This is a genomic window from Mesorhizobium alhagi CCNWXJ12-2, assembly GCF_000236565.1.
In the GTDB taxonomy this organism is placed as follows: Bacteria; Pseudomonadota; Alphaproteobacteria; order Rhizobiales; family Rhizobiaceae; genus Allomesorhizobium; species Allomesorhizobium alhagi.
This window is the reverse complement of sequence record NZ_AHAM01000021.1, coordinates 1-14,327: the sequence shown is the minus strand read 5'-3', so window position 1 is coordinate 14,327 and position 14,327 is coordinate 1. Positions and strand designations below refer to the sequence as shown.

The following is a 14,327-nucleotide window of genomic DNA, read 5'->3' as shown; positions in this document are numbered from 1 at the left end:
ATCTCAGTCTCTTTCCTGGCATGCTATTCGCTGACGATTCCGGTCGGCGCAGTCTCGATCTTGAACGCCGCCGAAATCAGCGCTCTCGTGTAATCCGACTTCGGCGCCTCGAAAATCTGCTTGGCCGGGCCGAACTCGACGATCTTGCCGTTGCGCATGACGATCACCTCGTTGGCGAGCGCCCGGATCACCTTCAGATCGTGGCTGATAAACAGATAGGCGAGATCGTGCCTCACCTGCAGGTCGCGCAAAAGATCCACCACTTGAGCCTGCACGCTCATGTCGAGCGCCGAGGTCGGCTCGTCGAGCATCACGAAGCGCGGGTTGAGCACCATCGCCCGCGCGATGGCGATGCGCTGGCGCTGCCCTCCGGAAAATTCATGCGGATAGCGGAAGCGCGTCTCGGGATCGAGCCCGACTTCCTTCAGCACATCCACCACCCGCCGGTCGCGCTCTTCCTCCGACAATTTCGGCTCGTGGATCTTCAGCCCTTCCTCGATGATCTCGGCAATCGACATGCGCGGACTCAGCGAACCGAACGGATCCTGGAAGACGATCTGCAATTCGCGGCGCAGCGGGCGCATTTCGTTGAACGAAAGCCGGTCGATGTCGCGGCCGTTGAAATGGATCTTGCCTTCGGACGAGATCATGCGGGCGAGGGCGAGACCGAGCGTCGTCTTGCCCGAGCCGGATTCGCCTACCACGCCGAGCGTCTGGCCGGCACGCACTGTGACGTCGATGCCGTCCACTGCCTTCACATGATCGACGATCCTGCGAAAGAAGCCCTGCTTGATCGGAAACCACACTTTCACGCCTTCTCCCGACATCACCGTCTTTGCGCTGGTGTCGGCGACCGGCGGCTGGCCCTTCGGCTCGGCGGCGAGCAGATGGCGGGTGTAGTCGTGCTTCGGATTGTCGAAGATTTCCTTGGTCGGCCCCGTCTCGACGATCTTGCCGTTCGTCATCACGCAGACGCGGTCGGCGATCTTGCGGACGATGCCGAGGTCGTGGGTGATGAACAGCATCGACATGCCCTTGCGGGCCTTCAGACCGGCAAGCAGTTCGAGAATCTGTGCCTGCACGGTCACGTCCAGTGCGGTGGTCGGCTCGTCGGCGATCAAGAGTTCCGGCTCGTTGGCCAGCGCCATGGCGATCATCACGCGCTGGCGCTGCCCGCCCGACAATTGATGCGGGTAGGCCTGGAGGCGCTTCTGCGGCTCGCGTATGCCGACCTCGTTGAGCAGTTCGAGCGTGCGGGCGCGCGCCTGGCGGTCGCCCATGCCCTGGTGCAGCGCCAGGATTTCGACGATCTGCTGCTCGATCGTGTGCAGCGGGTTAAGCGAGGTCATCGGCTCCTGGAAGATCATGGTGATCTTGTTGCCGCGCACCTTGCGCAACTCGTTCTCGCCCTGCGCCAGGAGATCGTTGCCATGAAACAGTATCTGGCCGGACGGATGGCTCGCCGGCGGATAGGGCAAAAGCTTGAGCACCGAAAGCGCCGAGACCGATTTGCCCGACCCCGATTCGCCGACCAGCGCCACCGTCTCGCCCTTGGCGATGTCGAAGGAGATATGATCGACGGCGGCGGTCGTCCTGCCGCCCTGGCTGAAGGCGACGGAAAGATCGCGGACCGAGAGAAGGGGAGCCGCGCTCACTTGAACGTCTTCCTTGGATCGAACGCGTCGCGCGTCGCCTCGCCGATGAAGATCAGCAGCGACAGCATCAGCGACATGACGATGAAACCCGAGAAGCCGAGCCAGGGCGCGTTGAGGTTGCGCTGGCCCTGCTTCAGCAGTTCGCCGAGCGAGGCTGAACCTGGCGGCAGGCCGAAGCCGAGGAAGTCGAGCGAGGTCAGCGTGGTGATCGACCCGTTCAGGATGAAGGGCAGGAACGTCAGCGTCGCCACCATCGCGTTGGGCAGGAGGTGGCGGAACATGATGGTGCGGTTGGGCACGCCGAGCGCGCGCGCGGCGTTTACATATTCGAAGTTGCGCGCGCGCAGGAATTCGGCGCGCACGATGCCGACGAAGCTCACCCAGGAGAACAGGAGCATGATGCCAAGCAGGATGAAGAAGCCTGGCGGCAGGATCGCCGCGATGATGAGGAGCAGGTAGAGCACCGGGATCGACGACCAGATCTCGATGATGCGTTGGAAGATGAGATCTGTCATTCCGCCGAAATAGCCCTGGACCGCACCTGACGAAACGCCGATGACCGCCGACCCGAGAGTCAGGATCAGGCCGAACAGCACCGAAACGCGGAAGCCGTAGATGACGCGGGCCAGCACGTCGCGCGCCTGGTCGTCTGTGCCGAGCCAATTCCAGTTGCCTATGGTGCAGTTCGGGTCGTCGACGCCAAGCGGATAGCGCTGGCAGCGTTCTTCCTTCGTGAACATCCAGGACGGCTTGGACGGAGCGGCCTCGGGGATTTCATTGTTCACCGACCGGTACGAATAGCGGACCGGCGGCCAGAGCAGCCAGCCATTGGCCTCGATCTCGTCCGATATTACGGGGTCGCGATAGTCGGTGACTGCATAGAAGCCACCGAATTTCTCCTCCGGATAGTCGATAAGCGCCGGAACCAGCAATTCGCCCTTGTAGAAGGCGAGGATCGGCCTGTCATTGGCGACGAACTCCGCAAACATCGACAGGACGAACAGGACGAGGAAGATCCAGAGTGACCAGTAGCCGCGCCGGTTCGCCTTGAAGTTCTGCCAGCGCCGCTGGTTGAGCGGCGACAGCCATGGCCGGGCGGCGCGCTGGCCGAATCCTTCGACCGCCGCCATCAGACATCCCTCCGCTCGAAGTCGATGCGCGGGTCAATCCAGGTGTAGATCAGGTCGGAGATGAGGCCCACGAACAGGCCGATCAGCGAGAAAATGTAGAGGTTGGCGAAGACGACGGGGTAGTCGCGCGCGACCACGGAGCGAAAGCCGAGAAGGCCTAGCCCGTCGAGCGAGAAGATGTTCTCGATCAGCAGCGAACCGGTGAAGAAGGCCGCGATGAAGGCGCCGGGAAAACCGGCGATGACGATCAGCATGGCATTGCGGAAGACATGGCCGTAAAGGACGCGCCCTTCGGACAGCCCCTTGGCGCGCGCCGTAACCACATACTGCTTGCGGATTTCATCCAGGAACGAGTTCTTGGTGAGCAGCGTCGTGGTTGCGAAGGCGGAGAGCACCAGAGCCGTCAGCGGCAGCGCAAGATGCCAGAAATAGTCGAGGATTTTTTCGCCGAGCGACAGCTGGTCGAAATTGTCTGAATACAGGCCGCGCAGCGGAAACCAGTCGAAGAACGATCCGCCCGCAAACAGCACCATGAGCAGGATGGCGAACAGAAAGCCCGGGATTGCGTAGCCGACGATGACGATTCCGCTGGTCCAGACATCGAAGGCCGACCCGTCCTTGACAGCCTTGCGGATGCCGAGCGGGATCGAGATCAGATACGAGATGAGCGTGGTCCACAGCCCAATCGAGATCGACACCGGCATTTTCTCAAGGATCAGGTCGATGACCGAGATGTCGCGAAAGAAACTCTCGCCGAAATCGAAGCGGGCATAGTCCCACAGCATCTTGAAGAAGCGTTCGAGCGGCGGCCTGTCGAAGCCGAATTGCTGTTCCAGCTTGGCGATGAATTCGGGGTTAAGCCCCTGCGCGCCGCGATATCTCGATGAAGCCCCGCCGCCGGCGTCGACATTGCCCGCAGCCATGTCGCTGCCGCCGCCCGAAAGGCGGTCTTCGCCGCCCTGCCCGGTCAATTGCGCAATCACCTGCTCGACCGGTCCGCCGGGCGCGAACTGGATGACGATGAAGGAGATCGCCATGATGCCGAACAGCGTCGGGATCATCAAAAGCACGCGCCTGAGGATATAGGCGCCCATTAGGCCGAAACCCTTTCGGAAGATGGTCTGGAGATGATGTCAGCCCTTCCCAATCGCTGCCGCCTTGTCCTTGTCGAACCACCACATGGCTTCGACCGGGAAGCCGTAATCGGGTTTCGGCTCCTTGAAGCCGAACATGTCCCAGAAGGCCGCACGGTGATTCGCCGAAAACCAATTTGGAATCCAGTCGAGCCGCGCGCGCAAGACCCGGTCGAGTGCGCGGACCGCCGTAACCAGGCTTTCGCGGTCGGCGGCGCGGCCGACGGCATCGATCAGCTCGTCGATGGCGGGATCGGCGGTGCCCGGAAGATTTCTCGCGCCCGGCAGATTGGCCGAGCGGGAATGGAATAGCGATTCCATGTCGTCGCGGGTCGGCGTGGCGGTGAAGGAAAGCGCCATCATAACAAGGTCGAAATCGAAATCGGCCTGCCGCGCCTGGTACTGCGCCGAATCGACCATGCGGATGGTGGCGTCGATGCCGATCGCCCTCATATTCTCCATCCACGACGTGAGAACGCGGGCAAGCGAGTCGTCCTCGACCAGGAATTCCACGGCCAGGCTTTCCCCCTTGCCGTTGGCGACGAGAGGACCGTCCCGCTTCCACCCCGCCTCCGCCAGCAGCTTGGAGGCCGCGCTTAGAAGCTTGCGGTCACGGCCGGACCCGTCGGACACAGGCTGGATGACCGCTTCACCGAATGCCTCCGGCGGAATCTTGTCGCGCAGGGGCTCCAGCAACTCCAGTTCCGCCGGCGAAGGCATGCCCTCGGCCTTGTAGTCGGACTTCTCGAAGGAAGATTGCGACCGCTCATAGGCATCGTAGAACAGATTGCGCTTCGTCCATTCGAAGTCGAAGCAAAGCGCGATCGCCTGACGCACGCGCCGGTCGCGGAAACGCTCGCGGCGCTGGTTGACCGCGATTGCCTGCATGGATGGCCGCTTCTCGGCGGGAAACTCGCGCTTGATGACCTTGCCTGCGGCCATCGCCGGAAAATTATACTCCGTGGCCCAGACGCGCGCGGTGTGTTCCTGCCGGTAGAAGATGTTGCCCTTCTTGAAGGCTTCGAATGCGGCCTGCCGCGCGCCGTAGAATTCGATCCGGATGCGGTCGAAATTGTACAATCCGCGATTGACCGGCAGATCTCGGCCCCAATAGTCGGCGACGCGCTCATATTCGATGGCCTGTCCGGCCACGACACGCCCGACCTTGTACGGCCCGGAGCCGAGCAGCGGCTTCAGACCGCGTCCATCGAACGGATTGGCGTCGAAATAGGCTTTCGAAAGAATCGGAAAGCTGACAACGTTGAGCACCGTACGCGCAGACTGCTTGCCCGAAAAGACAAGGCGGAGAGTGCGCGCATCGACCGCCACTGCGTCGGTCATTTCGCTCAGCGGCAGCAGCAGGTTGGGGTGGCCTTCCTTTTTGAAGAGCTTGAAGGTGAAGGCGCAGTCCTCGGCGGTCAGCGGCGTCCCGTCATGGAATTTCGCTTCCGGGCGCAACGCAAACTCAAATGTGTTGCGGTCATCCGAGAGTGTGACTGTCTCGGCAAGCAGCCCGTAAACGGCATCGGGTTCATCGAGCGGGCCGGTCAGGATGCCAGTCATCAGCGAGTCGAAGCATATTTCCATACGCGGAGGGGCATCGCCCCTGGGCACGAAGCTGTTCAGCGTGTTGAAGGTCAGCGTGCTCTGGTTGAAAAACCAGTTGGGCGGCGAAAAGTTGAATGTGCCGCCTTTGGGCGCGTCGGGGTTGACGTAGTCGAAATGCAGGAAATCCGCGGGGTATTTCAGGTCGCCGAAAGCCGACAGGCCATGCAGCTTCGTGCTGGTCGGCGTTGCGGCAAAGGCAATCGATGGCAGCAGTGGTACGGCCGCCGCGGACGCGGCCCCGGCAAGAAAACTCCGTCGCGGAATCGGCCGCATCAATTGATGCTCTCGTATTTAGCCGCGAGCGCGGCTTCCTTTTCAGGGTCGACCCACCAGGATTCTATATCGACGCCGGCATAGCTCGGCTGCTTTTCGGGGAAGCCGAACTTGTTCCAGTAGGCGGTCCAGACCTCCGGCAAATGCCATTGCGGTACGACGTAGTAATTCCACAGCAGCACCCGGTCGAGCGCATGGGTCGCGGCGAGCAAATCATCACGATCGGTGGCGAAGATCACGCGATCGACCAGCGCGTCTACAACGGGATTCTTGATGCCCATGATGTTGCGCGATCCCGGCGAGTCGGCTGCCTTGGAGCTCCAGAAGTCGCGCTGCTCGTTGCCGGGCGATTGCGACTGCATCAGCACGGCAGTTAGCGCGTCGAATTCGAAGCTGCGGTACCGGTTCACATACTGGCTGGCGTCCACGATGCGCAGCGTTGCATCGATGCCGAGTCGCCGAAGGTTCTCCATGAAGGGGCCGGTCACACGGTCGTCGGTTGGATCGTCGCCAAGAAACTCGATTTTGAACTGCTCGCCTTTGTCGTTGACGAGCTTGCCGTCTCGATTGTTCCATCCGGCTTCCTTGAGCAGCTGGAAAGCGCGCCGCAGATTGTCGCGCGTTGCCTGGGGCGAGTCGTAGACAGGCAGTTTGAACTCTTCGGTGAAAAGTTCCGGTGGAAGCTGGTCACGATATTCTTCGAGAATCTCGAGCTCCTTGCCCTGCGGAAGGCCGCTCGAGGCGAGTTCCCCGCCCTCGAAATAGCTGTCCGTCCTGGTATACGAGTTGTAGAACAGCGTCCGGTTCATGCTTTCGAAATCAAACGCGTAAGTAAGCGCCTGACGGACGCGCCGATCCTGGAATTGCGGCTTGCGCAGATTGAGCACGAATCCCTGCATCGGTTCGCCCGAAGTCGTCGGAAATTCCTTCTTGATCACGTCGCCAGCCTGGACCGCTGGAAAATTATACCCTGTTGCCCAACGCTGGGAGCGGTTCTCAAGGTGAAAATCCTCGAACCCACCCTTGGTAAAAGCCTGCCAGGCTGCATTGTCGTCCTGGAAATAGAGATATGTCCGGCGATCGAAATTTTCGCGGCCGACTTTCACCGGCAGATCCGCGGCCCAATAATCGGGCACGCGGGTCCAGACGATCTGCGATCCCGGCTTGAAGCTCTCGATGCGATAGGCGGCCGAGCCGAGCGGTGCTTCCAGCGTCGGCCTCGTGATGTCCCGCTTCTTGCCCGAAGCATCGGTGCCTTCCCACCAGTGCTTCGGCAAAACGACGAGATCGCCCATGATGTGCGGCAGTTCGCGATTTCCCTTCTGGTCGAAACGGAACTCGACTTCGCGATCGGAAATCGCCACCGCTTCCGTCACGTTGGCGTAATAATGGCTGTATTGCGGACTGTGCTCCTTGAGCACGTTGAAGGACCAGATGACGTCTTCCACGGTGATCGGCTTGCCGTCGTGCCATTTCGCCTTCGGGTTGAGGCGATAGGTGGCCGAGGAGAAATCGTCAGGAAACTTGAAGGCCTCGGCCACGAGCGCATGACTGACGCTCGGCTCGTCGACCGACTGCTCCATCAGCGTGTCATACAGCAACCCCCCGCCGAATGCGGCCAAACCCGCCGCCGGGCTGCCTTGGACGATATAGGGGTTGAAGCTGTCGAATGTGCCGACCACGGTGGAATTGAGCGTACCGCCCTTGGGTGCGTCAGGGTTCACATGGTCGTAACGTTTGAAATCCTGGCCGTATTTGGATTCGCCGGTCAGCGAGTCGGAGGTGCGCCATTCGTCCGCCGATGCCGAAAGGAGGCCGGATGCGAGTATCGCGGCAGCCAGTCCGGCCTTGCCAAGGAAACCGATTCCGCAAACGTTCATCACTCATTCTCCATCAGACCTTCGAGAGCCTATCTAGGCCAACTCCGGTTCCTGAAAACGCCTTGGGCCAGCATTCGGCGGCATATTCAGAATGTCTAACAAAAAAGCCGGGCGGAACCCGGCTTTTTCGTGATTTTCGAGATTACAATTTCGTCATTGAGCAGGCGCCGGTTCTGCCGGAGCCGGCGCTGGCTCCGCAGGAGCAGCTGGCTCCGCAGGCGCAGGAGCGGACTCGGCCGGCGCAGGAGTTGCTTCCGGTGCAGGCGCAGCTTCGGCAGGCGCGGCGGCGCCTTCGGGGGCGGCGGCCGCGGGTTCGGCGGCTGCGGCGGGAGCGGCCGCCTCGGGCAGCGGCGCGGGGCTGTCAGACAGCGTGCGCAGATAGGCGATCAGATTGGCGCGCTCGTCGGGCTTCTTCACGCCAGCGAAACTCATCGCGGTGCCCTTGATGTAGCCTTTCGGCGACGCGAGGAAATTGCTGAGGTGCTCGTAATCCCAGACCACCGAGCCGCCCTGGGCGAACTCCTTCATCGCCGCGGAATATGCGAAGCCTTCATGCGAGGCCAGCGGACGGTTGACGATGTTCCAGAGATTGGGCCCGATCTTGTTGGCGCCGCCGCTTTCGGCGGTGTGGCAGGCGGTGCACTTCTTGAATGCGGCCGCGCCGGCTTCCGGGTTGGCGCTGGCCAGCAGCACGGCGATAGGCTCTTCAACGGGCGCCGCCGGGCCTTCAGCGGGCTCTTCTTCGACCGCTTCGATGATGAAACCGGGCTTCTCCGGAGAGGGGGAGGCGAAGATCGCGTCGGAAGCGATCGAAATTGAGAACACGACGAACACTGCGCCCAGGAGACCGCCGATCAGCTTGTTGAATTCGAAAGAGTCCATCTGCGCCCCAGGCTTCCTGATCCGGCTGGCTGGCAGGAGGTGCGCCTCCACGAAGGCAGCCGGCATGATTTCACAAACCGGCCGTGCCCGGCCGAATTGCGGCGGAAACTAGGTCTTTTGCTTGTGGGTTGCAACACCTATAAGGGCGGGGTCAGTGAGACCTTTTGACACTTTCAACCGCCCTTCCGAGACTGATTTACCCGCGCCATGTCGACCCTCATTCTGATCCCCGCCCGCATGGCTTCGACCCGCCTTCCGGGCAAGCCGATGGCCGACATTTCCGGCCGCCCGATGATCGTCCACGTCGCCGATCGAGCGCGCGAGAGCGGGCTCGGCCGCGTCGTCGTGGCAACCGACACCGAAGCCGTGCGCGAGGCGGTGCAGGCTCACGGCTTCGAGGCGGTCATGACCCGGACGGACCACGAATCGGGTTCGGACAGGATATTCGAAGCCCTGTCGGCGCTCGATCCCGGCGGCAAGGTCGAGACCGTCATCAACGTTCAGGGCGACCTGCCGACCATCGATCCGGAAACCATCCGCGCCGCCTTGCGGCCTTTGGAAGACCAGGCGGTGGACATCGCCACATTGGGTGTCGAAATTCACCGCGACGAGGAAAAGACCAACCCGAACGTCGTCAAGGTCGTCGGCTCGCCGCTTTCCGAAACCCGGCTGCATGCGCTTTACTTCACCCGCGCGACAGCGCCTTGGGGCGAAGGGCCGCTCTACCATCACATCGGGCTTTACGCCTATCGGCGCGCAGCGCTGGAACGCTTCGTAAGCCTCTCGCCGTCTCCGCTGGAACGGCGTGAGCGACTCGAGCAGTTGCGGGCGCTCGAAGCGGGAATGCGTATCGACGTTGAGATCGTGCAATCGGTGCCGCTCGGTGTCGACACGGCCGAAGATCTCGCCCGTGCCCGCGAAATCCTGACCAATTCCTGAAGGCCGATCATGCCGCCTGAAAAGACCAACAGAATATCCTTCCAGGGCGAGCCGGGCGCCAATTCGGACACCGCCTGCCGCAACGTCTATCCGTCGATGGAGCCGCTGCCCTGCCCAACCTTCGAGGATGCGTTCAACGCGGTCGAGACCGGCAAGGCCGACCTCGCGATGATCCCGATCGAGAACACCATCGCAGGGCGAGTGGCCGACATCCACCATCTCTTGCCCGAATCGCGGCTGCACATCGTCGGCGAATATTTCCTGCCGATCCACTTCCAGCTGATGGTGCTGCCGGGCGTGAAAAGGCAGGAAATCAAGACCATACACAGCCATATCCACGCGCTTGGGCAGTGCCGCAAATACATCCGCAAGAATGGCTGGAAACCGATGGTCGCCGGCGACACGGCGGGTGCGGCAAAGCTGGTCGCCGAGCTGAACGACCGGACGATGGCGGCTCTGGCGCCCCGGCTCGCTTCCAGCCTCTACGGTCTCGATATCCTCGAAGAGAATGTCGAGGACACTGAAAACAACGTCACCCGCTTCGTCGTCTTGTCCAGGTCCAAGAACTGGGTGGAACGGCCGACCGCCGATGCCAGGATGATGACGACCTTCATCTTTCGCGTGCGAAACGTGCCCGCCGCCCTCTACAAGGCCATGGGCGGCTTCGCCACCAACGGCGTCAACATGACGAAGCTCGAGAGCTACCAGCTCGGCGCGTTCACGGCGACGCTGTTCTATGCCGACATTGAGGGTCATCCCGACGACAACAATGTCAAGCTGGCGCTCGACGAACTCCGCTTCTTCTCAAGGGAGGTGCGCATTCTCGGCGTCTATCCGCGCAGCGAATCGCGTGAGGAATGGAAAGTGGCGGACTGAAGCCGGCAACGGCGCCGTCAGCTACAGACGCTTGGCGAACCAATGGTCGGCGTACGGATTGTCGTTGAACCGGGCAATTTCGTCGTAGCCTTGGCGCTTATAGAGTGACTGCGCCTCCTTCAGCGAGCGGTTGGTGTCGAGGCACACCGTCTTGGCGCCGAAGCTCGCCGAGATCGCCTCCAGCTTGCGCAGCATGCGGCTGGCTACGCCAAGCCCACGCGCTGAAGGCGCGACCCACATCCGCTTGATTTCCGCCGTCTCGGCATCGATCATCCGCAGCGCCCCGCATCCGACGGGATTGCCGTCTAGTCGGGCGATCACGAAACTGCCCCGGGGAGGGATGAAATCGCTCTCGGTCGTCGCGTTTCCCTTACCCGGGTCGAACCCTTCCTCGAAGCGCTCGGCGAGTTCGTTGAAATACTGCGTCAGGCATTGCTGTGCTTCCTCGGTGTCGGCGGCCTCCTCCTCGACGGCGATCGACGCGGCGGCGAGCAGCCGCTCGACCTCCGCCATCGCGCCAACAAGCCGGTCTCTCGCCGCCGCTGAAAGCGGCTCGAGAATGGAATTCGCCAATTCGTCCGACAGGGCATCGTAGGCTGCGTGCTCGGCGCGTCCCTTCTCGGTCAGCATCGCGCGGCGGCTGCGGGCGTCGCCGTCGAGCTTTTCGACCGAGACGAGGCCCTGCGCCTCGAGCGAACGCAACATGCGGCTGAGATAGCCCGAATCCAGTCCAAGCCGGCTGCGGAGCGCGCCAAGCCCCGCGCCTTCCGGCCCGATCTCGAAAAGCAGCCGTGCCTCGCCGAGCGGGCGTCCGCGGCGCAGGTAGCTTTCGTCCAAAGCGCCGACACGACGCGTCACCGCGCGACTGAAGCTGCGGATCTGTATGATTTGCGAATTGTCCATCGCCTGACTTTAGTCAGGTATTTTGCCAAGGCAAGAATTATCTGACTTGAGTCAGGTAAACTATTCGCTCTCCGCCCAGTGACGGATCAGGTGGTGGGCGATGGCGCCGCTGGGCGGGACGAATACGCCGCCGGGATGATTGCCTGCCATGGCCGCCAGGACCTCGTCGCGGGAAAACCAGCGGCAGTCCTCCAACTCGTTCATGTCGGCTGAAATGTCCTCGCTCAGCGCCTCGCCGAAGCAGCCGATCATCAGCGAATAAGGAAACGGCCAGGGCTGGCTCGCGTGATAGACCACCCGCCCGAGCCGGATACCTGCTTCCTCGAAGGTCTCGCGGCGCACCGCCGCCTCGATCGTTTCGCCGGGCTCGATGAAGCCGGCGAGCGCCGAATACATGCCGGGTGCGAAATGCTTGCCTCGCCCCAGCAGGCACCGGTCGGCGGTAACTGAAAGCATTATCGCGACGGGGTCCGTGCGCGGAAAATGCTCGGTATTGCAAGCCGAGCAGCGCCGCCTGTAGCCGCCGGCTCGCATCTCTGTCCGGTGCCCGCATCTGCCGCAATAGCCATGGCTTGCATGCCACGATAACAGCGCGGCCCCTTGCGCCAGCGCGCCAAGCGCGGCCGGATCAATGAGGCCTTGAATATAGATAGAGCGGTGGTCGATCGCCTTGATCGTTTCGGGCAGGCGCTCGGTATCCAGGAGGCAGGGCGCCGCAAGTATCGGCCCGCTTTCGTCAAAGCCGAGCAGGATTGCGTCGTCCAGCCTCGTTTCGAGCGGATCGCACTCGTTCAGCAAGAAATGCGCGTCGAAGCGGTCCTCGATGCGCTTCAACAGCAGACGGCCCTCGCGCATCAGCATCACGCGTGCGCCCGGGTCTTCCAATGCCTTCTCGACGGAGTCGTCGCTGCGATTCTCCGACTGCCGATCGATCAGGTTGCCGGCAAACCCGACAGACTGGCTGGGCTCGCGCTCTGGCGCGTCGAAAAGGCGAAACGGCATCAGGTCTGGCTCCAGGGGCAGTTTACTTTTCCGCAGAAAGGCAGTGGCCGCTGAAATTCCATGCGAGCGGAAAAATGTAAACTGTCCCTCGGCTCGCTACAGCGCAGCTTTGATTTTCTCGCAAAAGCGGCGGATGTCGTCAGGCTTATAGGGTTCGCGCATGCCATGGCCCCAAACAGGCCCCGGCCAGCCAGGGTCACCCTCGGACCGAGCCACCACATGCACATGGAGTTGGCGCACGATATTTCCCAGCGCCGCGCTGTTGATCTTGGTGCAGCCCGTGGCGGTTTTGAGCGCCTGCGCGACCATATTGGATTCGAAAGTCAACATGGCCTGGTCGAGCGGCGTCAATTCATGCACCTCCTCGGCGCCGGGGCGCTGCGGAACCAGAATGAGCCACGGCCAGCGCCGGTCGTTCATGACGCGCAATTCGCACAGGCCGAGCCACATCAGCTGTTCGCTGTCGGCCTCGAGCCGGGCGTCAAGCTCGAATCCGGCCTTTTGGCCAGTCTGCATCGGCGTTTCCTCGACTTTCTGGAAAGGCTAGAGCGCCTTCCGGGGCGCTGCAAGCGAATCATGGCCCAAATTGCTTGTCCCAGCCGATTCTGCCGCCGGTCTTGCAATTCGCCACGCAATTGACGATATGGAACCCGGGAGGTTGGTGGTGGACGATCCACTCGCCAACCGGGTCAGGTCCGGAAGGAAGCAGCCCTAACGAGCCCGGAACGGGTCATTGTTCCAGCCTCCCACCTCTTCGCAAACCGCTTTTTAAGGGCCGCCGCGACATTGACGGCGCGTTGCGGCGCGGGCGACACTCACATTTCTGGAATCGGCCGAGCACAGTTGGCCAGTGGAGCAAAACGGGCGAATGAGCGAAGCCGGAAGCAATCAGACAGGCAACGCCCCCGGCGCCTATCGCGTTCTTGCGCGAAAATACCGTCCGTCCGATTTTTCGGGCCTCATCGGCCAGGAGCCGATGGTCCGCACCCTCACCAACGCATTCTCTTCGGGCCGTATCGCTCAGGCCTGGATGCTGACCGGCGTGCGCGGCGTCGGCAAGACCACCACGGCGCGCATCCTGGCGCGGGCGCTCAATTACAAGACGGCCGAAATCGACCAGCCTTCTGTCGAACTTACGACGCTCGGCGAGCACTGCAAGGCGATCATGGATGGCCGCCATGTCGACGTAATCGAGATGGACGCGGCCTCGCACACCGGCATCGACGACATTCGCGACATCATCGAGCAAGTCCGCTACGCGCCCGTCTCGGCACGCTACAAGGTCTATATCATCGACGAAGTGCACATGCTGTCCACGCAGGCCTTCAACGGCCTGCTGAAGACGCTGGAAGAGCCGCCGCCGCATGTGAAGTTCATCTTCGCAACGACCGAGATTCGCAAGGTCCCGATCACCATCCTGTCGCGCTGCCAGCGCTTTGACCTGCGCCGCGTGGACGCCGGAACGCTGACCGCCAATCTGCGCAATATTGCCTCGCTGGAAGAGATCGAGGTCAATGACGACGCGCTGGCGATGATCGCGCGCGCCGCCGAAGGTTCGGTCCGCGACGCCCAGTCGATCCTCGACCAGGCGATCGCGCATGGCGCCGGCAGGGTGACCGCGGAAGCGGTGCGCTCGATGCTCGGACTTGCCGATCGCGCCCGCATCGTCGACCTGTTCGAGCACGTCATGAAGGGCGATGCGGCTGCCGCCCTCAACGAATTCCGCGCCCAGTACGACACCGGCGCCGATCCGGTCGCCGTGCTGACCGACCTTGCCGAGTTCAATCATCTCGTCACCCGCTTGCGCTTCGTGCCGTCGGCGGCCGATGACGCTTCGCTGTCCGAGGAGGAGCGCAGGCGCGGCCGCGAATTCGCCCAGGCGCTGTCGGTGCGCGTGCTGTCGCGCAGCTGGCAGATGCTGCTCAAGGGCATTCCCGAGGTGCAGGCCTCGAACCGGCCGGTGAGTGCGGCGGAAATGGTGCTCATCCGCCTGGCGCATGCTTCCGACCTGCCGACGCTGGACGAAGCTTTGAAGTCGCTTGGCGA

Annotated in this window: 12 protein-coding genes and 1 other RNA gene; 4 read left to right on the top strand and 9 right to left on the bottom strand. The window is 62.3% G+C overall.

Translation table 11 applies throughout. The features are described from left to right. Positions 1-23 precede the first annotated feature (23 nt). The 6 genes from MAXJ12_RS01815 to MAXJ12_RS01790 form a co-directional block, all read right to left on the bottom strand. Positions 24-1,655: an ABC transporter ATP-binding protein gene (locus MAXJ12_RS01815; RefSeq protein WP_008834030.1), complete on the bottom strand. Its 1,632-nt coding sequence runs from the start codon at positions 1,653-1,655 to the stop codon at positions 24-26. Continuing rightward, complete coding sequence (locus MAXJ12_RS01810; protein WP_008834029.1) at positions 1,652-2,785, bottom strand: ABC transporter permease; 1,134 nt, start codon at positions 2,783-2,785, stop codon at positions 1,652-1,654. Before MAXJ12_RS01810 ends, MAXJ12_RS01815 begins: the two co-directional genes overlap by 4 nt. Next, positions 2,785-3,879: a microcin C ABC transporter permease YejB gene (locus MAXJ12_RS01805; RefSeq protein ID WP_008834028.1), complete on the bottom strand. Its 1,095-nt coding sequence runs from the start codon at positions 3,877-3,879 to the stop codon at positions 2,785-2,787. The genes MAXJ12_RS01810 and MAXJ12_RS01805 overlap by 1 nt, the downstream gene beginning before the upstream one ends. 39 nt (positions 3,880-3,918) lie before the next feature. Beyond that, positions 3,919-5,799, bottom strand: a complete 1,881-nt coding sequence (locus tag MAXJ12_RS01800) for an extracellular solute-binding protein (RefSeq protein ID WP_008834027.1) — start codon at positions 5,797-5,799, stop codon at positions 3,919-3,921. After that, the gene (locus MAXJ12_RS01795) at positions 5,799-7,679 is read right to left on the bottom strand and encodes an extracellular solute-binding protein (RefSeq protein WP_008834026.1); all 1,881 of its coding nucleotides are present in this window, start codon (positions 7,677-7,679) and stop codon (positions 5,799-5,801) included. The genes MAXJ12_RS01800 and MAXJ12_RS01795 overlap by 1 nt, the downstream gene beginning before the upstream one ends. A gap of 153 nt (positions 7,680-7,832) precedes the next feature. After that, positions 7,833-8,561 (bottom strand): c-type cytochrome, encoded by a 729-nt coding sequence (locus MAXJ12_RS01790; RefSeq protein WP_040584626.1) that lies wholly within the window; start codon positions 8,559-8,561, stop codon positions 7,833-7,835. 207 nt (positions 8,562-8,768) lie between these two features. On the opposite strand from MAXJ12_RS01790, the gene MAXJ12_RS01785 reads away from it, so the two are divergent. Together MAXJ12_RS01785 and MAXJ12_RS01780 are read left to right on the top strand one after the other, a co-directional pair. After that, a complete protein-coding gene (locus tag MAXJ12_RS01785) occupies positions 8,769-9,500 on the top strand; it encodes a 3-deoxy-manno-octulosonate cytidylyltransferase (RefSeq protein ID WP_008834024.1) in 732 nt (243 codons plus the stop codon). Positions 9,501-9,509: 9 nt separating this feature from the next. Next, the gene (locus tag MAXJ12_RS01780; protein WP_008834023.1) at positions 9,510-10,376 is read left to right on the top strand and encodes a prephenate dehydratase; all 867 of its coding nucleotides are present in this window, start codon (positions 9,510-9,512) and stop codon (positions 10,374-10,376) included. Positions 10,377-10,397: 21 nt separating this feature from the next. Here MAXJ12_RS01780 and MAXJ12_RS01775 read toward each other — a convergent pair whose 3' ends face one another. From MAXJ12_RS01775 to MAXJ12_RS01765, 3 genes are all read right to left on the bottom strand, one after another. Next, positions 10,398-11,279, bottom strand: a complete 882-nt coding sequence (locus MAXJ12_RS01775; RefSeq protein ID WP_008834022.1) for a bifunctional helix-turn-helix transcriptional regulator/GNAT family N-acetyltransferase — start codon at positions 11,277-11,279, stop codon at positions 10,398-10,400. Positions 11,280-11,339: 60 nt separating this feature from the next. Next, on the bottom strand, positions 11,340-12,281 hold the full coding sequence (gene nudC, locus MAXJ12_RS01770) for an NAD(+) diphosphatase (RefSeq protein ID WP_008834021.1): 942 nt from the start codon (positions 12,279-12,281) through the stop codon (positions 11,340-11,342). 96 nt (positions 12,282-12,377) lie between these two features. Beyond that, the gene (locus tag MAXJ12_RS01765; protein ID WP_008834020.1) at positions 12,378-12,797 is read right to left on the bottom strand and encodes an HIT domain-containing protein; all 420 of its coding nucleotides are present in this window, start codon (positions 12,795-12,797) and stop codon (positions 12,378-12,380) included. Between the two features lie 137 nt (positions 12,798-12,934). Between MAXJ12_RS01765 and ffs the strand changes: the two genes are divergently transcribed. Together ffs and MAXJ12_RS01760 are read left to right on the top strand one after the other, a co-directional pair. Next, positions 12,935-13,031: signal recognition particle sRNA small type (gene ffs, locus MAXJ12_RS34915), an RNA gene on the top strand. Between the two features lie 118 nt (positions 13,032-13,149). Then, positions 13,150-14,327: DNA polymerase III subunit gamma/tau (locus tag MAXJ12_RS01760; RefSeq protein WP_008834019.1), on the top strand; the 1,178-nt coding region annotated here is incomplete at its 3' end.

Coding starts and splice junctions, on each gene's coding strand:
- MAXJ12_RS01810 (WP_008834029.1), bottom strand. CDS start 2,785: ATGGCGGCGGTCGAAGGATTCGGCCAGCGCGCCGCCCGGCCATGGCTG.
- MAXJ12_RS01805 (WP_008834028.1), bottom strand. CDS start 3,879: ATGGGCGCCTATATCCTCAGGCGCGTGCTTTTGATGATCCCGACGCTG.
- MAXJ12_RS01800 (WP_008834027.1), bottom strand. CDS start 5,799: ATGCGGCCGATTCCGCGACGGAGTTTTCTTGCCGGGGCCGCGTCCGCG.
- MAXJ12_RS01795 (WP_008834026.1), bottom strand. CDS start 7,679: ATGAACGTTTGCGGAATCGGTTTCCTTGGCAAGGCCGGACTGGCTGCC.
- MAXJ12_RS01790 (WP_040584626.1), bottom strand. CDS start 8,561: ATGGACTCTTTCGAATTCAACAAGCTGATCGGCGGTCTCCTGGGCGCA.
- MAXJ12_RS01785 (WP_008834024.1), top strand. CDS start 8,769: ATGTCGACCCTCATTCTGATCCCCGCCCGCATGGCTTCGACCCGCCTT.
- MAXJ12_RS01780 (WP_008834023.1), top strand. CDS start 9,510: ATGCCGCCTGAAAAGACCAACAGAATATCCTTCCAGGGCGAGCCGGGC.
- MAXJ12_RS01775 (WP_008834022.1), bottom strand. CDS start 11,279: ATGGACAATTCGCAAATCATACAGATCCGCAGCTTCAGTCGCGCGGTG.
- nudC (WP_008834021.1), bottom strand. CDS start 12,281: ATGCCGTTTCGCCTTTTCGACGCGCCAGAGCGCGAGCCCAGCCAGTCT.
- MAXJ12_RS01765 (WP_008834020.1), bottom strand. CDS start 12,797: ATGCAGACTGGCCAAAAGGCCGGATTCGAGCTTGACGCCCGGCTCGAG.